Source organism: Gluconobacter morbifer G707, from assembly GCF_000234355.1.
GTDB lineage: Bacteria > Pseudomonadota > Alphaproteobacteria > Acetobacterales > Acetobacteraceae > Gluconobacter > Gluconobacter morbifer.
On sequence record NZ_AGQV01000002.1, the window covers coordinates 332,629 to 350,204 of the forward strand.

The 17,576-nt window shown below is 58.0% G+C and carries 19 protein-coding genes, 1 tRNA gene and 1 pseudogene; 5 read left to right on the forward strand and 16 right to left on the reverse strand.

The features are described 5' to 3' along the window. Positions 1 to 39: 39 nt before the first annotated feature. Together rpmB and GMO_RS06450 are read right to left on the reverse strand one after the other, a co-directional pair. Positions 40 to 342 carry a 50S ribosomal protein L28 gene (rpmB, locus tag GMO_RS06445; protein ID WP_040508399.1) on the reverse strand — a complete coding sequence of 101 codons (303 nt, stop codon included), beginning with the start codon at positions 340 to 342 and terminating at the stop codon, positions 40 to 42. A 95-nt stretch (positions 343 to 437) separates the two neighbouring features. Continuing rightward, positions 438 to 2,219, reverse strand: coding sequence for an ABCB family ABC transporter ATP-binding protein/permease (locus GMO_RS06450; protein ID WP_008851519.1), 1,782 nt, complete (start codon positions 2,217 to 2,219; stop codon positions 438 to 440). Between GMO_RS06450 and GMO_RS06455 the strand changes: the two genes are divergently transcribed. From GMO_RS06455 to GMO_RS06465, 3 genes are all read left to right on the forward strand, one after another. Next, positions 2,206 to 3,150, forward strand: coding sequence for an NUDIX hydrolase (locus GMO_RS06455; RefSeq protein ID WP_008851518.1), 945 nt, complete (start codon positions 2,206 to 2,208; stop codon positions 3,148 to 3,150). The genes GMO_RS06450 and GMO_RS06455 overlap by 14 nt on opposite strands. Next, a complete protein-coding gene (locus GMO_RS06460; protein WP_008851520.1) occupies positions 3,147 to 3,578 on the forward strand; it encodes a DUF3574 domain-containing protein in 432 nt (143 codons plus the stop codon). Before GMO_RS06455 ends, GMO_RS06460 begins: the two co-directional genes overlap by 4 nt. A gap of 103 nt (positions 3,579 to 3,681) precedes the next feature. Continuing rightward, entirely contained in the window at positions 3,682 to 4,803 is a 1,122-nt protein-coding gene (locus GMO_RS06465; RefSeq protein ID WP_008851521.1) for an AI-2E family transporter, read from the forward strand. Positions 4,804 to 4,813: 10 nt separating this feature from the next. On the opposite strand, the gene GMO_RS06470 is transcribed toward GMO_RS06465, so the two are convergent. The 7 genes from GMO_RS06470 to GMO_RS06500 form a co-directional block, all read right to left on the reverse strand. Continuing rightward, positions 4,814 to 4,890 (reverse strand) — tRNA-Pro (locus tag GMO_RS06470). Between the two features lie 61 nt (positions 4,891 to 4,951). Then, a complete protein-coding gene (locus GMO_RS14390; protein ID WP_008851522.1) occupies positions 4,952 to 5,785 on the reverse strand; it encodes a MerR family transcriptional regulator in 834 nt (277 codons plus the stop codon). Between the two features lie 24 nt (positions 5,786 to 5,809). Next, positions 5,810 to 6,136 (reverse strand): integration host factor subunit alpha, encoded by a 327-nt coding sequence (locus GMO_RS06480; RefSeq protein ID WP_008851523.1) that lies wholly within the window; start codon positions 6,134 to 6,136, stop codon positions 5,810 to 5,812. 61 nt (positions 6,137 to 6,197) lie between these two features. Next, a complete protein-coding gene (locus GMO_RS06485; RefSeq protein ID WP_008851524.1) occupies positions 6,198 to 7,166 on the reverse strand; it encodes a beta-ketoacyl-ACP synthase III in 969 nt (322 codons plus the stop codon). 3 nt (positions 7,167 to 7,169) lie between these two features. After that, entirely contained in the window at positions 7,170 to 8,279 is a 1,110-nt protein-coding gene (plsX, locus tag GMO_RS06490; RefSeq protein WP_008851525.1) for a phosphate acyltransferase PlsX, read from the reverse strand. 69 nt (positions 8,280 to 8,348) lie between these two features. Beyond that, positions 8,349 to 8,552 carry a 50S ribosomal protein L32 gene (gene rpmF / locus GMO_RS06495; protein ID WP_040508404.1) on the reverse strand — a complete coding sequence of 68 codons (204 nt, stop codon included), beginning with the start codon at positions 8,550 to 8,552 and terminating at the stop codon, positions 8,349 to 8,351. Between the two features lie 154 nt (positions 8,553 to 8,706). Continuing rightward, entirely contained in the window at positions 8,707 to 9,288 is a 582-nt protein-coding gene (locus tag GMO_RS06500; RefSeq protein WP_008851528.1) for a YceD family protein, read from the reverse strand. Positions 9,289 to 9,395: 107 nt separating this feature from the next. On the opposite strand from GMO_RS06500, the gene GMO_RS06505 reads away from it, so the two are divergent. Further along, positions 9,396 to 9,974: an outer membrane protein assembly factor BamE gene (locus GMO_RS06505; protein WP_040508405.1), complete on the forward strand. Its 579-nt coding sequence runs from the start codon at positions 9,396 to 9,398 to the stop codon at positions 9,972 to 9,974. Between the two features lie 5 nt (positions 9,975 to 9,979). On the opposite strand, the gene GMO_RS06510 is transcribed toward GMO_RS06505, so the two are convergent. From GMO_RS06510 to def, 4 genes are read right to left on the reverse strand one after another with little or no spacing between them, the layout of a single operon-like run. Beyond that, a complete protein-coding gene (locus GMO_RS06510; protein ID WP_050801420.1) occupies positions 9,980 to 11,359 on the reverse strand; it encodes an ATP-binding protein in 1,380 nt (459 codons plus the stop codon). Further along, complete coding sequence (locus tag GMO_RS06515) at positions 11,337 to 12,035, reverse strand: response regulator (RefSeq protein WP_008851531.1); 699 nt, start codon at positions 12,033 to 12,035, stop codon at positions 11,337 to 11,339. Before GMO_RS06515 ends, GMO_RS06510 begins: the two co-directional genes overlap by 23 nt. Continuing rightward, positions 12,032 to 12,520, reverse strand: a complete 489-nt coding sequence (locus GMO_RS06520; protein ID WP_008851532.1) for a MarR family winged helix-turn-helix transcriptional regulator — start codon at positions 12,518 to 12,520, stop codon at positions 12,032 to 12,034. Before GMO_RS06520 ends, GMO_RS06515 begins: the two co-directional genes overlap by 4 nt. After that, positions 12,517 to 13,029 (reverse strand): peptide deformylase, encoded by a 513-nt coding sequence (def, locus tag GMO_RS06525; protein WP_008851533.1) that lies wholly within the window; start codon positions 13,027 to 13,029, stop codon positions 12,517 to 12,519. The genes GMO_RS06520 and def overlap by 4 nt, the downstream gene beginning before the upstream one ends. 196 nt (positions 13,030 to 13,225) lie before the next feature. Between def and rpsU the strand changes: the two genes are divergently transcribed. Beyond that, positions 13,226 to 13,429, forward strand: a complete 204-nt coding sequence (rpsU, locus tag GMO_RS06530; protein ID WP_007283570.1) for a 30S ribosomal protein S21 — start codon at positions 13,226 to 13,228, stop codon at positions 13,427 to 13,429. A gap of 113 nt (positions 13,430 to 13,542) precedes the next feature. Here rpsU and GMO_RS06535 read toward each other — a convergent pair whose 3' ends face one another. The 3 genes and pseudogenes from GMO_RS06535 to GMO_RS06545 form a co-directional block, all read right to left on the reverse strand. Beyond that, entirely contained in the window at positions 13,543 to 15,666 is a 2,124-nt protein-coding gene (locus GMO_RS06535; RefSeq protein ID WP_008851535.1) for a prolyl oligopeptidase family serine peptidase, read from the reverse strand. 76 nt (positions 15,667 to 15,742) lie between these two features. Further along, positions 15,743 to 16,608: pseudogene (gene motA, locus GMO_RS06540) on the reverse strand (flagellar motor stator protein MotA). A 24-nt stretch (positions 16,609 to 16,632) separates the two neighbouring features. Beyond that, a complete protein-coding gene (locus GMO_RS06545) occupies positions 16,633 to 17,556 on the reverse strand; it encodes a flagellar motor protein MotB (protein WP_008851537.1) in 924 nt (307 codons plus the stop codon). Between the last annotated feature and the right edge of the window lie 20 nt (positions 17,557 to 17,576).

The window sequence follows — 17,576 nt, forward strand, 5'->3', positions numbered from 1 at the left end:
GAGCAATCTTTTTCCCGGAAAGAGTGCCGGGAAAAAGAATCAGGCTGGCTGTGCAGCCTTACGCTCCTGAACGCGCAGGATACGGCGCTTGATGACCTGGGCTTCGGTCGGCAGCTTGCGGTTGGGCGTACCCAGCAGGAACGAATCCAGTCCGCCATTATGCTCGATCGTGCGGATACCGTTGGTGGACAGGCGCAGACGCACCGACGCCCCAAGAATATCGGAGATCAGCGTGGTCTCCTGCAGGTTCGGGAGAAAACGACGGCGGGACTTGTTGTTGGCGTGGCTGACGTTATTGCCCGTCAGCACGCCTTTGCCCGTGATCTGGCAACGGCGAGACATGATAACACTTTCCTCGATGCTGGATGACGCAGGACAACGAGGCCCGGCGCGTTCCGTAAATCAGGCGCGGCTTATGGCGAAGGATCGGGCTTCCGTCAAGCCCTGATCACATTTTCTCCGGCCTGAACCGCCCACATGGCCGCATAATATCCACCTTTTCCCAGCAGATCCATATGTGTTCCACGTTCGACAATCCTGCCGGCATCCAGAACAATGATCTGACCGGCGTTCTGGACGGTGGATAAACGGTGCGCCACAATGATGGTGGTCCGGGTCCGGGACAGGCTCTGAAGCTCCTGCTGGATGGCGGCTTCCGTTCTGGTATCGAGTGCGCTCGTCGCCTCGTCCAGAAGCAGGACGCGCGGATCCTTCAGAATGACCCGCGCAATCGCGACACGCTGTTTCTCCCCCCCGGACAGCTTCAGCCCCCGTTCCCCGACGATGGTGTCATAACCATCCGGCAAGGACTGGATGAAATCATGGATCTGCGCACTGCGGGCCGCGTCTTCTACTTCCTCGCGGGATGCCCCCAGATTTCCGTAAGCAATGTTTTCCCTGATGGAAGCGTTGAACAGCACGGTGTCCTGAGGAACGGTTCCTATGATCCTGCGAAGGTCATCCAGAGCAATGTCACGCACGTCATGGCCATCCAGTCTTACCTGCCCTTCCGTCGGGTCATAGGCCCGTGTCAGAAGGCGCCCCATGGTGGATTTTCCTGATCCCGTGTGACCGACAATAGCTAGTGAACTGCCAGCCTCAACCTTCAGGCTGACATCATGGAGAATCTGGCGTGCAGGATCATAGCCAAAGGATATATGATCAAAGACCACGGAAGCCGGACCAGCCTGTGACAGTCGGGTCGGAAGGCGCACGGGATGCGCCGCTTCCATGACTTCGGGCTGGACCGCCAGCAGTTCCAGATAGTTTTCCAGATCCACCCGCGCATTCCGCCAGCCAGCGCTGACATAATTCAGCGTTGCGACAGAACTGTACAACCCGCGCAAATAACTTCCGATCAGAACGAACTGGGCCACCGCGATACGGTGCAGGACAATGTCTCGGGCCGCCAGCGCCAGAAGACCGGTCGTCGTGGCTGCAATCAGGAGACTACGGCTCATCTGTGAAAAACTGACTAGCCGCTGAAGGCGGATCTCGGCCCGTTTCACAGCCAGACAGGCGTCATCGTAAAGGGCAATTTCGTGCTGTTCGTTGGCGAAGCTGCGAACCGTTTCGAAATTCAGGATACTGTCGACAAGCTGATGCTGGGCATGGCTGTTGCTCGTGTTCCGAACGCGACGGGCCGCCATACGCAGACGTGTAAAGACATAGGACACAGCGCCATAGGCCCCCAGCGCGCCAGCCAGAACCACGACATACCGCCAGTCAAAGACCCGCAGGATGATGAACAGGGTCATCCCCAGTTCGACGACATTGGGCAGCACGCTGAAGAGAACAAGCCCCAGCAATGTCCCAACCGCGTCCGAACCCCGATCGAGCGTCCGTGTAATGGACCCAGTCTGGCGGTCCAGGTGGAACCTGACACTCAACCGATGCAGGTGTTTCAGCCCCAGCAGAGCCACCCGCCGCTGGAGATCGACCTCCACCGGTTTGACCAGCAACTCTCGTGCGGGCGTGACAATCCCGGATATGACGCGAATGACCCCGTACTGAACGATCAGCCAGACCGGAACGCTTGCAAGCTGATCCCGGACCGACAAAGCGCCAACCATACGACTGAACAGCCAGGGCGTGGCTACCGTACCACCACTTTCGACCAGCAGCATGATGAGAGCCAGCCCGACGGGAAGTCCCATGGTCCGGAATTTACGGGGACGTATCTGACGCCACAGATCACGCAGGCTGATGGCCGGAAGCATCGAATCGGGTTTTCTTGCCATGCGGGACTATGACGACGGCATGGAGTGCTTTGCAATCGTGCGCGCACATGCGAAACTTGACGCTGTGCCTGATGAAACGTCCTTTCCTGCCCTCGCTCCCTTCATGCGCCATATCCGCGCCTGCAACGATGCCGTCCTGCCCGGTGACAGAAAGCCTTTTTTCTGCGGCTCGGAGCCCATGGGATGGGTAACGCCTGAAACAGGCCGTTTTCTGGCGGAACTGGGACTGAAGCGTGACGACAGTTATGGGGTTCAGACAGGAACCGAACTTTCCCATCTTTCCAGATGGCTCTGTGATCAGGACGTCTATGCCTCTCACCATGAAGACTTCGATGTGCGCAGCAAAACCGGGGTCGTTCTCGGACAGGTGGATCGTGGCGCCATTCCCGTGCTCGGCGTGGCTGCGGAAGGTGTGCACCTGAACGGCCTGGTGGAGAGACCGGACGGTACTTTTCTCTGGATTGCCCGGCGCAGCAGAAGCAAGCGGCTCGACCCCGGCAAGCTTGATCACCTCGTGGCTGGCGGCATCAGTGCAGGGCTGTCTCCTGACGCCACCGTCATCAAGGAAGCGCAGGAAGAAGCCGGAATACCCGACGCCGTGACGCGCACCGCACAGCCTGTCAGCCGGCTCCAGTACGCGCTGGAACGTCCCGAAGGGCTGCGCCGGGATATCCTGCATTGTTATGATCTTGTCCTGCCGCCGGATTTTGTCCCGGTGGCAGAGGATGGGGAGGTGGAAAGTTTTCACCTTCTTCCCCTGCAGGAGGTATTCGGTCTTGTGCGTGACACGGATGATTTCAAATTCAACGTCAATCTCGTACTGATCGACCTGTTTGTCCGTCGCGGGCTTTTCAGTCCCGCGGAAAGCTCTTTTCTTCAGGCCGCTCTGACGGGAGAGAACCAGGCATGAAATCCATGCTGTCGCTCGGTGCCCTGACGGCACTCCCTCTCCTGCTGGGAGGATGCATCGTTCCAGTCAGCGTCACACCCAATCTCTGCCGCGAAGTCAGCGCGCAGGACAGTCTGCAGATCCGGCTTATGTTTGGCATGACGCGTCCGGATGGAACGACAATCACCGAAGGGGAATGGCAGGATTTCTTGGCTCGGGAAGTAACACCGCGTTTTCCAGCCGGTTTCAGCGTCATATCGAGCTATGGCCAGTGGTATGACGCCGCCAATCGCCGCGTTACAAAGGAACCTTCTCGCCTTTTATGGATTGTGACAGTCCCGAACCGGGATCTCCTGGGCAATCTGCACAGTATCAGGCAGGATTACATGCAGCGTTTTTCCCAGCAATCCGTAGGTCTGGCCATTCAGAACGGATGTGCATCCTTTTGAGGGCAGGATATGATTTTCCGCCCGACGAGGCTGAAAGACCCTTTCCTCTGGTCTGTGACCGCCACATGCACCCGTCATATCGGCCTTTCTTTTCAGGACTAGCATGACCGACTTTACCTCTCCCCCGTCTCCCGACGTCATTCCGGTCGAAGCCTCCGCCTCGACCGAAACGATCCAGCGCCGCGCGCGGGGATTTCTGGCCCTTTTTTTCGTAGCGATCGGTCTATACACCCTCAAGGGCTTTCTGCCTGCTCTGCTCTGGGGATGCGTCTTTGCCATTTCCATCTGGCCACTCTACAGCCGGGCGGAACGACGTTTTGGCAAGAGCGACTGGCTGCCCCTGCTCTTCACCCTCGCGATCGCGCTGATCTTCCTCGTACCGGTCTCGCTGGTCGGCGTAAAAGTGGCCGATGAGGCCCGGAGTGCGCTGGAATGGATTGATGATGTCCGCAACAACGGGATTCCAATGCCGGAATGGGTCCCTAACCTTCCGGTCGGAGCAACGGCCGCCACGAACTGGTGGCAGAGCCACCTGACCAGTCCACAACGCGTCTCCCATTTGTTGCATTCCGTCAATGTGGGGCACGGCGTCCAGATGACCAGACAGGTTGGTTCCCAAGTTGCCAGACGAGGCACACTGTTCGCCTTCTCCCTGCTGACCCTGTTTTTCCTGCTGAAGGACGGGGACTACGTGATCCGCAAATGCCTGATCGGATCACAGCGGCTTTTCGGCGCCCAAGGCGAAAGTGTGGCCAAGCAGATGATCTCATCTGTGCATGGAACACTGGCGGGGCTGGTCCTGGTCGGGCTGGGAGAAGGCGCGATCATGGGCATCACCTATATCAGCACGGATGCCCCGCAGCCGCTTCTCTTCGCGATGCTGACAGCTGTGGCGGCCATGATACCGTTCCTGGCATGGCCAACCGTTGCTCTCGTCGCTCTTCTGCTTCTGGCCAACAGCAGCATGATTGGAGCCATTGTGGTGATGGTCATCGGCTCGATCGTAATTTTCGTAGCCGACCATTTCATCCGGCCGGCCCTTATCGGCGGCAGCACGAAGATGCCATTTCTATGGGTTCTGCTGGGTATTCTGGGTGGTGCAGAGACCTGGGGACTGCTGGGCCTGTTCCTTGGACCAGCCATCATGGCCGCACTTCATCTTCTCTGGATGCTCTGGACAACGGAGCAGCCACAGGAAGAGAAACAGATTTTCAAGGAAGAATAACCGCAGGACTTGGTCGGGCAGGCGGGATTCGAACCCACGACCCCCAGTCCCCCAGACTGATGCGCTACCAAGCTGCGCTACTGCCCGTCTGTCCTGCGGTGGAGGCGGTTTAGCAGTGTCCGCCTTTCATCGCAATGGGGTATCTTTCTCAAACAGGCAGAAGATTGCGAAGAGACTGAAGCTCTTCAAGAATTTCCCCTAATTCCGCCCGCAGGAAGCCGTTCTCACCCTCCAGCTTTTCCGCAAGCGCATAAAGCTGTTCGTTCTCATCGCGCAGGATTTGCAGAGCTTCAGAATCGCCAGCCTGCACCGCTGGCAGATCTTCGGCTTCGGCTTCGGCTTCGGCTTCGGCTTCGGCTTCGGCTTCGGCTTCGGCTTCGGCTTCGGCTTCGGCTTCGGCTTCGGCTGAAGCAGGTGTCAGGGATTCTTCGTAAAGAAAAGCCGTATTTTCTTTAGTCTGCTGATTATTAGGCTCGCTCTCGTGAACATTTTCCTGCGTAACGATCACTTCATCTGCGAGGGTAAGGTCCTGTGCAGGTGTCTGCTGATCGTCCAACGCGTCAAGGATTTGCACCTCGTCCGTGACAGCTTCCTTATCAGGCGCCACAGAGTGGGAAAGGACCGGAAGTATTTCAGGGCCTTTTTCGGAAATGACCTCACCATCCTGACGCTGAGCCGCCTTGCGTTCCCTCAGAACCCTCAATACACCCTGGGTCTTGTATCCCTGCACGTAAAGCAGGTCCGAAATCAGTTTCAGGGTTTCGATATGCTGCGGATTGTAATACCGCCGCCCGCTTTCACCACGGAACGGTTTTACTCCGGGGTAAATTGTTTCCCACGAGCGCAGGCGATGCTGGGGAATATGAAGTTCTTCAGCAACTTCACTGATTGTCCGATAAGCCTCAGGGGCCTTTTTAACGCGCCCGGTTTCTTCCTTCCCAGAGGACAAACCGGAAGACGAAGAAGAATCGTTATCTGTCATGAAAATACTTCTGGTTCCGGGGCGTTACTGTTCATGAGGCTCTTGTACGGACGCAGCGGCATCCGCGGAATCGTTCATACGCGCACGCAACAGCTGGGAAGGCCGGAACACCAGAACGGCACGCGGCAGGATCGGAACCTCCACGCCCGTCTTTGGATTACGCCCGATGCGCTCACCTTTCTGACGAACCGAAAAGCTTCCAAATCCGCTCAGTTTGACGGACTCACCCTTTTCCAGTGTCGCGGAAATATTTTCCAGCACACTTTCCAGAATGTTGGAGGAATCGTGCCGGGATAGCCCAACACGGCTATAAATCTGCTCGACAAGATTCGCGCGTGTGACTGTGCTCATGACATCTGCGTATCATGCTGTTCAGAACAGTCAAAGGAATCAATCATCAGGGCGCACGGACTTACATCCGGACGAGAGCAGACCCCCAGGTCAGACCACCGCCCAACGCTTCCATCAGCACCAGATCGCCCTTGCGGATACGGCCATCACGCACGGCTTCATTCAGTGCCAGTGGAATGGAAGCAGCAGACGTATTGGCATGTCGGCCGACGGTAACGACAACACGGTCCGAAGGAAGAGCCAGCTTTTTGGCCATTCCGTCAATAATACGAAGATTGGCCTGATGCGGAACAAGCCACTGGATGTCCTTACCCGTCAGGCTGTTCGCAGCCAGCGCCTCATCCACGGCCTGAGACAGTTTGGCGACGGCATGACGGAAAACTTCACGTCCCATCATCTTCAGACGCTGGGTCGTCTGGGTGCAGCCAGCCGCCCCGTCAACATACAGGATATTCCCTGTCCGACCGTCCGAATGGAGATGCGTGGAAAGGATACCCTCTTCGTCTCCGGCTTCCAGCAGAACTGCACCTGCACCATCACCGAAAAGGACACAGGTTGTCCGGTCTTCCCAGTCCAGAAGGCGGGAAAATACCTCAGTCCCGATAACAAGAATCTTGCGGACCTGACCTGATCGGATCATCGCATCCGCTGTCGCCAGGGCATACACGAAACCCGAGCAGGCGGCGCTGATATCAAATCCAAATCCGCGATGCATACCCAGAAGAGCCTGGATCTGTACGGCAGCGGCTGGAAAGACACGATCAGGCGTGGACGTCGCTACAAGGACAGCATCGACGTCATCGACCGAAACGCCTGCATAGTCGAGAGCCTGCCTTGCGGCATTTGCCCCCATGCTGGCGGTATTTTCATCACCTGATACGATATGCCGCTGTGTGATGCCCGTTCGTGTCCGGATCCACTCATCCGAGGTTTCGAGACCGTATTTCGCTGCAAGCTCATCATTGGTCAGAGCTTCGCGAGGCAGATAACCGCCGACACCGGTCAAGCGGGCATGAAGGGTAGCAGACATTTCTCAGCTCACCGGCTCGGGCGTGACCTTGTCAGCTGCCGCGGAAGCCGTTCCTGCCTCCAGCATACCAAGCTGCTCAAGGCGATCACGGATCCGGTCATTCAGTTTGTGGGTTACGGCATCCATGGCCACGTCAATCGCTGCGGCGAAGGCTTCGCCGTCTGCGCCGCCATGGGATTTGACGACAATCCCGTTCAGACCAACGAACAACGCGCCGTTGTAACGGCGCGGATCGATCCATTCCCGCATGCGCTCCAGCCCGGGACGAACCAGAAGATAGCCGATCCGTGTCAGCAGATTGGTCTTGAAGACGCGCTTCAGAAGCGCGAAGGCCAGTTTGAGCGCCCCCTCACCTGTCTTGAGCGCGACATTGCCGGTAAAACCGTCCGTCACTACGACGTCCGTTGTCCCGGCTGTAATGTCATGCCCTTCGACAAAACCATGAAACTGGGAGGAAAGCACGCTCTCACGCAGCCGTTCCGCGGCCTGGCGAAGGCGTTCGTCTCCTTTGAGGTCTTCGGACCCGACGTTCAGCAAACCGATTGTCGGTCGTGGCAGACCGAGAGCAGCCTGCGCGAAAGCCTCGCCCATAATGGCGAATTCAACAAGATTGCGAGCATCACAGGCAATATTTGCCCCAAGATCGAGCATGACCACGTCACCGCGGGCGGAGGGCTCAACAGCGACCATGGCAGGTCGGGAAATACCCGGCATAGCTTTCACGATGATCTTGGCAAGCGCAAGCATGGCGCCACTGTTGCCCGCTGACACCACGCCATGCGCTTCGCCAGACGCGACGCTCTCCATTGCAAGACGCATGGAAGACCCACGGACACGAATAGCGGCCGTCGGTTTCATTTCCATCGAGATGCTGGCTGGAGCATGGCGGATCTCGCAGATCCGGGCTGCCTTTGGATGCTGCGCCAACGCCGGCTTCAGCAGTTTCTCGTCCCCGATCAGAAGCACACGCGCTTTCGGATGACGGTCGGCAGCAAAATCGAGACCTGTCAGGACGATGTCCGGAGCGCTGTCGCCTCCCATTGCATCGACGGCGAGGGCATAAGGCCCGGAGGCCGCGATGTCACGGTCAGACGTGACAGACGCATTGCTCATTGAGACAGTTTCCCGGACAGCATCTTACAGAGACGGGCAGCCAGAGAGTGGGCTGCCCATCGACAGGTTTCAGGCGCGGACAGCGGTCTTCAGGGTCTTGCCAGCCGCCACGATCTCACGGCCGTCATAGTGACCGCAGTGGCTGCAGACATTGTGTGGACGCTTCAGTTCACCGCAGTTGCTGCACTCGGCATGTGCTTCAGCGCGGAGGGCATGGTGGCTGCGGCGCATGCCACGACGGGACGGCGTAGTCTTTCTTTTGGGGACGGCCATGGCTTTTATGCCTCTTTCTGCTTCTGTGTCGGCACCCCTGCTCCGCTCCCTGCGGCATCCGGTGCCCTGTTGTTCGTCGTCTCGTAATTTACGTCGAGTTCAGGCGGGCGGCTCTAGCAGAGCAGAGCGAAACCTGCAAGCCAGACGTGGCATTTTATTCTTTCCGGCCGCCGTTTTTCAGCGCGGCCAGCGCCGCAAACGGATTGGGACGGGACGCCGCGTCAGACGGTTCACCCGGCAGTCCGGGTCCTTCTTCCCCTTCTGACGGGGCCACGTCAACCGCGTTTTCAAGACCGGCCCCTGGTCTGCGCGGATATGGGTCCAGCATGAGAGCAAGCTGCTCGGCCGCTGCCTCCCCGATATCCAGCACCTTCCCGTCGTGCGGAACTTCGTCCGGACCTTCCAGATCAATGGAATCGATGTCGAATTCATCCTCCGGCATTTCCGATTCCGGGATGAACCTCAGAACGAAGCTCTCGGCCAGAACATCATCGAACGGTTCAGACGTGATGACACAGAGCTGCGTCACTTTCGCCGTCAGACGCCCTTCCGCAAGTATGGCATCCCCTGTGGAAGGTGTCAGATGAAAGCGGCAGTTCAGGGCTTCAATGGCGGGAATGCCGAACCGTCGCGCCAGAGCCGCCCTTTCCTTTGGTGAGGCCTCGATGCTCTCTTCCAGCCCCTTGCCCAGCTGGTTGAGCGGAATACGACGGGAAAATTCAGCAGGACGGGACATTCAGACACTCCGACCCCGGATATGGCGGGGAAATCGTTGACATGCGCACGCCATTCGGGCACGCGCTCAGTTAAGCGGTTCTCTTGCACAGGATAGTTTCCGGTTCCATGAATAACGCATCTTCCCCAATGACCCCAAGCAGAACACGCGCTCTTCGCAGCCTAGGGCTGACAGGGCTGGCCTGTGTTCCGCTGCTGCTGGGTGGATGCTCCTTTTTCGCCCCGATTCCCGAGCCCAGAGGATCGCTCATCGAGAAGACGGACTACGCCCAGCTTTCACCGGGCACGACGACGCGCTCGGAAGTGCTGGACGCCCTGGGCTCCCCGACGGCTCACGCCACCTTTGACGACAACACGTGGATCTATGTTTCCATGGTGACGTCCCCGACCCCGCTCGATTTTCCCACCGTGGACAAACAGCAGGTTGTCGTCCTGAATTTCGACAATTCAGGTGTGCTTCGCAAAATGGATACGCTCCACAAGAGAGACGCCATTTATGTTGGAATGGTTGGAGCCAAGACCCCGACCCCGGGCACCAAGATTTCGGTCCTGCAGGAACTGCTCGGCAATGTGGGTCGCTACAATCCGATGAGCAACATGAACAGCACGTTTGGTGGTGCCAATGGTCCGATGGGCATGGGCGGCCAGGGCACAGGCAATGGCGGCTCGGGCAATACCCTGCCCTGATCTGACTATTTTGGCAGGGTGATCAGGACGGCCAGTCCGCCAAGCGGGCTGTCCATCAGCCTGACAGCGCCTCCATGGGCGCGGATGATGTCGCGCACGATGGTCAGTCCCAGACCCTTGCTGCTGTTACCATCCGTGCCTTTCATCAGCAGTTCCTCGCGCCGGTTCGCAGGCAGGCCGGGACCGTCATCCTCCACCATGATCTCGACATTCTCTTCTCCTTCGCGAAGGGAAAAGCGCATCGCACCGCCATGGCGCCGGGCGTTTTCCGCCAGATTGGTCAGTACCCGACGCACCGCATCCGGCCGGACCACGGCCTCGACGCCCCCTCGCCCTTCCACACTCAGAACACGCCCGCCTGCCCTCAGCGTGGCAGCGGCGACTTCGTCCAGCAGCGACCGCATGTCTGTCAGAACAGGCTCTTCAGCCCCTTCTCCACGGGCAAAAGAGAGATAGCTCCCGATCAGTTTCTCCATATCGTCAATATCGACCACCATGTCAGCGAAATCAGGCTGAAGGTCTTCCGCCCGGATCATCCCTTTGACAGGCATCATGGCGATCGTCAGCCGCAGTCGCGTCAGAGGCGTACGGAGATCATGTGACACGCCAGCAAGAACTGCCGTTCGCTGGGTCACGAAACGGTTGACCCGCGACTGCATCCGGTTGAAAGCGACGGCGGCCTGCCGCACTTCCCGCGCGCCCTGCGGACGGATAGGCCCTTCATCCCGCCCCATTCCAAAAAGTTCGGCCGCCTTTGCCAGCCGCCTGATGGCACGGACCTGATTACGCATGAACAGACCCGCAATCAGGAACAGCAGAACGGAACTGCTGACAGCCCAGGCCACGAACAGCCAGATCGGCCCGATATTCAGTCTTTTCTGTGGAACAAGAACATTCAGAACGCCCGATGGCAGGGCTATGGAAACCCGAACGGTCTCATTCGGGCGCGACCAGTGCACATTGAACGGCCGCGCGAGACCTTGCCGGATGGCCCGGGCAAAATCATCATCCATTGGCCCCAGTACGTGATTGGTACCCTGCTTTTGCAGATGGGCGGCCGGACGAAAATCAAACGTCAACTGGGTCCGGGACGAGGCATCGGCAAGGATCCGGCTCCTGTCCTGCGGAGAAGGACTGCTCTCCAGCATGGCGATGACCAGCGAGATCTCTCCCGTCACCCCGTCTGACAGGCGGCGGGAAACGACGTTCAGATAGGAGCCGTAGAACAGGGCCAGCGCGATGATCTGTGTAACAAGCAGCGGGATCAGGACAATCAGCATGGACCGCCCCAGAAGAGAACGCGGGAGCACGCGCCTCAGGGGACGATCCAGGTTTTTCCATCGCTCTGTCGCCAAGGTTCTGTCAACGTCCCGGTTTGAGAACATAGCCCTTGCCACGCACGGTATGAAGAAAGCGTGGCTCACGCGGATCAGGTTCGATACGGCGGCGCAGGCGCGTAACTTGGACGTCCACCGCCCGCTCCCCGATCTCGTCCATGTCGAGGGCACGGGCAATTTCCTCCCGGGACATGACCACGCCCGGCTGACGAGTCAGAACACCCAGCAGAGCAGACTCTCCGCCCGTCAGATGAACAGGACCTTCCGGTCCGCTCAAAAGGCCGCGCTTGACCTCGAATTCCAGCACACCGAGATGCAGTACGTCCGGAACGTCTGCCACCGGCTGGGGCATCGGAACAATACGCCGGAGATGGGCGCGCAGACGCAGAAGCAGCTCACGGGGTTCAAACGGTTTGCCCAGATAGTCATCCGCCCCTGTTTCCAGACCATTGATGCGGTCCGCGGGCTCTCCCCGAGCGGTGAGAAGCAGGATAGGCACGGAAATGCCTTCCGCACGGAGCGAACGGGTCAGAGAGAGGCCATCTTCGCCAGGCATTGTCACATCCAGCACCAGAGCGTCAGGCTGGATCAGTTGCAGGACCTGCCGCGCCGCAGCAGCGTCTGCTGCCGTCGTGACGCGGTAACCGTTTTCGGACAGATAGCGCTGAAGCAGTCGGAGCAGCCGCGCGTCATCATCCACAACAAGAATATGTTCGTCACTCATGGCGCATTTTCACCTGTCGGGATCTGCAGCGGAACCAGAACGCGCCGGAAACCCTCTACGGCCGTAACCCCCGCTTCACGATAGGCCTGTGTCATGGCTTCCCGGATTAGTTTGAAGAGGTCTCGTTCAATGGCCTGTCCCTGCGCCGTAAGATGAAGAGGGCGTTTGCGCCGGTCATGCCGACCCTCGGACTGGATCAAAAAATTGCGCTCTCTTAGATCACCCAGTGCACGCCCCAGGGACTGCTTGGTGATGCCAAGGCACCCGAGAAGCACGCCCGGAGTAATGCCCGGGTGGACCGCCACCAGGAAAAGAATCCGGTGATGGGCAGCCCCCAGCCCGTACTCACGCAGCAGGGCTTCACAGCCAGCGTTCAGCGCCCGCCATCCCAGCATCAGGGATTCATAGGACTGACGGATCTGCTCTTCACGTAAATAGAGGTGGGCCGTCGCGGAAGACGGACCTTCCGGCGCACGTCCTGTCACCGGACAATTTCCCCAACGTAGCCGAAGCGGCTGAAATTCTGGATCCGCTGGGGATACAGGATCCCTTCCAGATGGTCGTACTCATGCTGGAGGACATTGGCGTGGAAACCTGCCGCCTCTCCTTCAAGCACGTTGCCATTCATATCCAGCCCCCGGTAGTGTATTTTCGCATGCCGGGGCACATCACCCCGAAGGCCGGGAATCGAGAGGCATCCCTCACTGCACACCATCATGTCATCTCCCACAGGTGTGATCTCGGGATTGATCAGAACACGGGGCAGCAACGAATCTTCCGGATTCGCCACCCTGTTGGCAGGAACGTGATAGACAAACAGCCGCAGGGGGTTGTGAACTTGGGGTGCGGCAAGACCTGCTCCGCGTGCATCGGCCATTGTCTCAAGCATATCCCCGACCAGACGGCGGATTTCCGGTGAACCCGGATCGGACACAGGCGTGGCAACCTGATGCAGGACAGGGTTTCCCATACGGGCAATCTTGAGCAGGGCCATATTAATGTCTCCATCAGCGGGGCAAAGCGTAACACCGTTAGTCTTTCTACAGATTGCGCGGGGATAAAAAACCGCACAAGCCGCATGGAAGGAATTGCATTACCCAAAAGGAATATGGTAATGCGACCACCCTTAGTTGGAATGCCATATCACGGGTGACGCTGATGAAGCGGACCCAGAAGGAGTTGACGGCACCGTGCAGGTTCTCGTTCGTGACAACAATGTTGACCAAGCGCTCAAAGCGCTGAAGAAGAAGATGCAGCGCGAAGGCGTTTTTCGTGAAATGAAGCTGCGCCGCCACTTCGAAAAGCCCTCCGAGCGTCGCGCCCGCGAAGCAGCAGAAGCTGTGCGTCGCGCCCGCAAGATGGAGCGCAAGCGTCTGGAGCGTGAAGGCTTCTAAATGCCTTCCGTTGTCTGAACGGTAAAAAGCCGCATCCCGAGAAGGGATGCGGCTTTTTTTGTGCCGTCATCCCTCGCTCCCGCCGCAAAGCAGCGGGAGGTTTCTGGGAAAGATTAGTGAGACATCAGGCGATGGCTCAGATAGATGGCTTCCAGTGCGCGTTCATGCGCCACTTCCGCGGCATTGACTGTTCCCGCATGTCCACCTTCCACATCCTCATAATACAGGAAAGGAACGTGAAGATCCGTCAGGCGGGCCGCGAACAGACGGGCATGAATTGGTCCGACCCGGTCATCACGTGTGGATGTGAAGATGAAGGGTTCCGGATAGGTCACGCCGGGTTTGAGATTCTGAAGGGGTGAGGTCTTTTCCCAGAACGCACGGTTCTCAGGGATGGAAACGCTTCCATATTCCGCAGCCCACGACGCTCCGGCTGCCATATGCTCATAGTTCATCATATCCAGCAGCGGGACACCAATGATGGTGGCGTTCCAGAGATCAGGATGCTGGGTGAACTCCACGCCCATCAGCAGACCACCATTGGACCGCCCTCGAATACCCAAGAAACGGGGTGACGTGATTTTTCTGGCGGACAGGTCGCGCGCCACAGCCGCAAAATCATCGTAGGCCCGCTGACGTCCAGCATGTCGTGCTGCCTCATGCCATACAGGCCCGAATTCTCCCCCTCCCCGGATATTGGCCATGACATAAACGCCGCCACGCTCGAACCAGGTAATTCCCAGATCAGCGTGATAGACGGGAAGATAGGACAGTCCGAAACCGCCATAAGCCGTCATCAGCGTAGGATTTCTGCCGTTTTTCTGCCAGTTTCGCTTATGAACGATGAAATAGGGGATTTTCGTTCCGTCCGTGCTGGTCGCCATCATCTGCTCAACGGTAAGATCCGCTGCATCAAAGAGAGCGGGTTGCCGGTAAAGCACATGGCTGGTGTCATCAGCGGTGTTCACGCTCCATATCTGGGGCGGCTGAATGAAACCTTCCATCTGCAGATAGGCCTGTGAACTTTCAGGATCGGTGGATGCGATACTGATCGCCATATTGGCAGGATGGGTAATGGATCGGCTCTTCCACGTTCCATCTGTCGCTCGTTTATAGAGAAGCAGTTGCGGCTGCACATTATCATACAGAACGACGAGAAGACCGTCTTTTGTCGCCGCAATGGCGCTTCCAAGCCCGTCCCCGATCGTCTGCCGCGCACCGGGAGAAATAATGACGTCCACAGCACCGGGTTTTTCCGGATTGATGGCAACAACACTGTCAGCCGGAATTTTCCCCTGCGGTCCGGTCCAGTCCTGAAGAAGATGGAAAACCAGCAAACCGTCAAAATAGGTCAGCCCGTCATATTTTTCTGGCAGATTGACAGGGAACAGTTTTCCAGTCGCCAGATCATAGCGTTGCAGGTCCGAGTGAAAGAAATCCTTGTGACGATCAATGAGAACGAGCCTGCGTCCTTTGCCGTCCCTCAGAACAACAGGCGACACATCCATATCCGCCGGTGTTCCCCGGAAGACTTCCCTGGCCTGTCCGGGCGCTTCTCCACGATGCAGGATCCGCACAACATAGGGATAGCCGGACGTGGTCAGGCCAGCATTCGGAACACCCCAGTCCCGGGCGACCAGCAGCGTATCCTTGTCTAACCACTGCGCATTCTGTTTCGACGTCGACAGGAAAAAACCATTCTGAACGAAATGACCTGTCCGGGTATCAAATTCCCGGAGTTCATGAGCGTCTTCCCCTGCGTTTGACAGCCCCATGAGACAGAAACGCTCTTCAGGTCGCAGACAGTCCAGTCCTTTCATGACCCAATTGGCATGTTCAGAACGGGCCAAGGCATCGAGATCGAAACGTGTTTTCCATTCCGGATGCCCCGAATCATAGGCAGCTTCCGTCGTACTGCGCCAGATTCCACGGGTGTGCTGGCTATCCTGCCAGTAATTCCATATCTCCCCGCCCTGCTGCACAGGATCAGCCAGACGCTCGGGAGACTGCTCGGCTTTCAGAATTCGATCGTACAGCGGCTTGTAAAGAGGATCGGATGTAAGCGTTTCCTGCGTCCGGGCATTTTCCGCCCTGACCCAGTTCAGTGCAGTCTGACCTTCCAGCTGCTCCAGATCATGAACTGGCGGCAATGATGGGGTGGATGTCTGGGCCATGACCCCTCCCAGCGGCAGGAGCGGCAAAGACAGACAGAAGACCCGCAATGCGGTAAGGCGCATGGACCGATCCTTTCGAAGACCGTTTACAAATGATAACGGCATCGTAAAGGAGAAGCCGGGTAGCGCAAGCCTCTGGTCAGGTGACGGAAACCGCATTCACGGCATCTTCCACTTCCTGAAAACCGGGCATCAGTCCGGATGGGATGCTTTTGCGGCCAATTTCCACACTGACCTGCGGGGCGTTACCTTGCAGATGGGCAACGATGACCGAGCGGATCAGCTCCCGGTAACAGGCGTCCTCTTCCACCACCCCTCCCAGCCGGCCAGCGACTGGCGCAACGATCCCATAGGCCAGAAGTATTCCCAGAAACGTGCCGACCAGCGCGCCTGCGATCATTTCCCCCAGAACAATGGGCGGCTTGCTGATGGACGCCATGGTCTTGATGACGCCGAGCACGGCCGCGACGATGCCGAGCGCTGGCAACGCATCTGAAACAGATTGCAGGGCATGTGGAAGATGCATGTCCTCCCGGAGGTTTTTTTCAGTTCGTTCCCCATGACCTCATCCATCTGATAGGGATCGGTCACGTTCATACCGGCCATCCGCAGGTAATCGCAGATGAAAGCGCAGATGCGCGGATTGTCCCTGATTTTCGGGAATGCACCGAAAATGGTGCTGGTTGCTGGCTCTTCAATATGGGATTCGAGCGCCATCAGCCCTTTCATCGAAGCCAGCCTGGTCAGGTGGAACAGTAGCCCCAGCATGTCAATGTAATCCTGCCGTCCGTACTGAGAGCCCTTCATGGCCCTTTTGATACCAGCAGGAACGTGTTTTACGGCCTCAATCGAATTGGCCATCAGAAAGGTCCCAATCGCCGCACCCAGAATGGTCAGCAGTTCGAAAGGCATTGATGACAGGAGCGGACCGATTGCGCCTCCGGATGCTACAAATGACCCGAAAACACAGGCCAGAACGACCCCTAGACCAATAAGAATGAACATTCGGAAATTCCTGACTGAAATCTGCTATGGCGCATCGGTGGACAGGACAAGCACGATGCGCCGGTTTCGCGGGTCGAGAGGATGTGCGGGATCGAAAAGGTTGCGGTCAGCATAGCCGCTGACAGATCTGAGGCGCCGGTCGGGAAAGCCGCTCTGGACCAGAATATCCCGCACGGAGACCGCGCGCGCGCTGGACAGGCTCCAGTTGCTGGGCTGCCCGGGGCGGAACGGAGCCGCATCCGTATATCCTGCGACGGATAGCTGCCCGTGCAACCGTTCAAGATAGGGCACGATCAGCCTGAGAAGCCGGACAGTGCGTGCATCAGGTCTGGCCTGCCCGAGCGCAAACATGGGCTGATGATCGGTATCCGCGATTTCGACATGCAGGCCGTCATCCCCTGCCCTGACCGTGACTTGTGACTGGACATCCGCCAGATCAGAAGCCGCGCTGACGACTTTTCTGATTTGGCTGGCTGCCTGAATCCGGGCTGCATGTTCCTGCGCCGTCGGCCCATCCGTTACAGGTGCCTCACCGGGCTGCACCTGATTGTCATGGAGCACGACAATCTGCGCACTGTGAATGCCGGTTGTACGAGGAGATGATGTCTGTCGGCCTGATGTTCCGTCGTCGGGATGAATCCCTTCCGTCCGACCCGGCTCAAGGGTCAGGGGACGGTTGGTCTCGGCTTTTGGAGTAGAATCGACAGGCGGAATGACGGTCTCCAGAGGGGACGACGTCTCATCGGCAGCGATCGGATTGAAAAAACTGGCAATGCCCCTGCGCTGCTGTTCCGTTGTGGCATTAATCAGCCACATGACCAGAAAGAACGCCATCATTGCCGTTACGAAATCAGCATAGGCGATCTTCCAGCTGCCACCATGATGGCCGCCGGCGACCACATCGAAGCGCTTGATAATGACTTTCTGTTCCTGGCCGTTGTTCGACATCCCGCCTCCTGAGATGGCGC

Coding starts and splice junctions, on each gene's coding strand:
- rpmB (WP_040508399.1), bottom strand. CDS start 342: ATGTCTCGCCGTTGCCAGATCACGGGCAAAGGCGTGCTGACGGGCAAT.
- GMO_RS06455 (WP_008851518.1), top strand. CDS start 2,206: ATGGCCGGAAGCATCGAATCGGGTTTTCTTGCCATGCGGGACTATGAC.
- GMO_RS06450 (WP_008851519.1), bottom strand. CDS start 2,219: ATGCTTCCGGCCATCAGCCTGCGTGATCTGTGGCGTCAGATACGTCCC.
- GMO_RS06460 (WP_008851520.1), top strand. CDS start 3,147: ATGAAATCCATGCTGTCGCTCGGTGCCCTGACGGCACTCCCTCTCCTG.
- GMO_RS06465 (WP_008851521.1), top strand. CDS start 3,682: ATGACCGACTTTACCTCTCCCCCGTCTCCCGACGTCATTCCGGTCGAA.
- GMO_RS14390 (WP_008851522.1), bottom strand. CDS start 5,785: ATGACAGATAACGATTCTTCTTCGTCTTCCGGTTTGTCCTCTGGGAAG.
- GMO_RS06480 (WP_008851523.1), bottom strand. CDS start 6,136: ATGAGCACAGTCACACGCGCGAATCTTGTCGAGCAGATTTATAGCCGT.
- GMO_RS06485 (WP_008851524.1), bottom strand. CDS start 7,166: ATGTCTGCTACCCTTCATGCCCGCTTGACCGGTGTCGGCGGTTATCTG.
- plsX (WP_008851525.1), bottom strand. CDS start 8,279: ATGAGCAATGCGTCTGTCACGTCTGACCGTGACATCGCGGCCTCCGGG.
- rpmF (WP_040508404.1), bottom strand. CDS start 8,552: ATGGCCGTCCCCAAAAGAAAGACTACGCCGTCCCGTCGTGGCATGCGC.
- GMO_RS06500 (WP_008851528.1), bottom strand. CDS start 9,288: ATGTCCCGTCCTGCTGAATTTTCCCGTCGTATTCCGCTCAACCAGCTG.
- GMO_RS06505 (WP_040508405.1), top strand. CDS start 9,396: ATGAATAACGCATCTTCCCCAATGACCCCAAGCAGAACACGCGCTCTT.
- GMO_RS06510 (WP_050801420.1), bottom strand. CDS start 11,359: ATGTTCTCAAACCGGGACGTTGACAGAACCTTGGCGACAGAGCGATGG.
- GMO_RS06515 (WP_008851531.1), bottom strand. CDS start 12,035: ATGAGTGACGAACATATTCTTGTTGTGGATGATGACGCGCGGCTGCTC.
- def (WP_008851533.1), bottom strand. CDS start 13,029: ATGGCCCTGCTCAAGATTGCCCGTATGGGAAACCCTGTCCTGCATCAG.
- GMO_RS06535 (WP_008851535.1), bottom strand. CDS start 15,666: ATGCGCCTTACCGCATTGCGGGTCTTCTGTCTGTCTTTGCCGCTCCTG.
- GMO_RS06545 (WP_008851537.1), bottom strand. CDS start 17,556: ATGTCGAACAACGGCCAGGAACAGAAAGTCATTATCAAGCGCTTCGAT.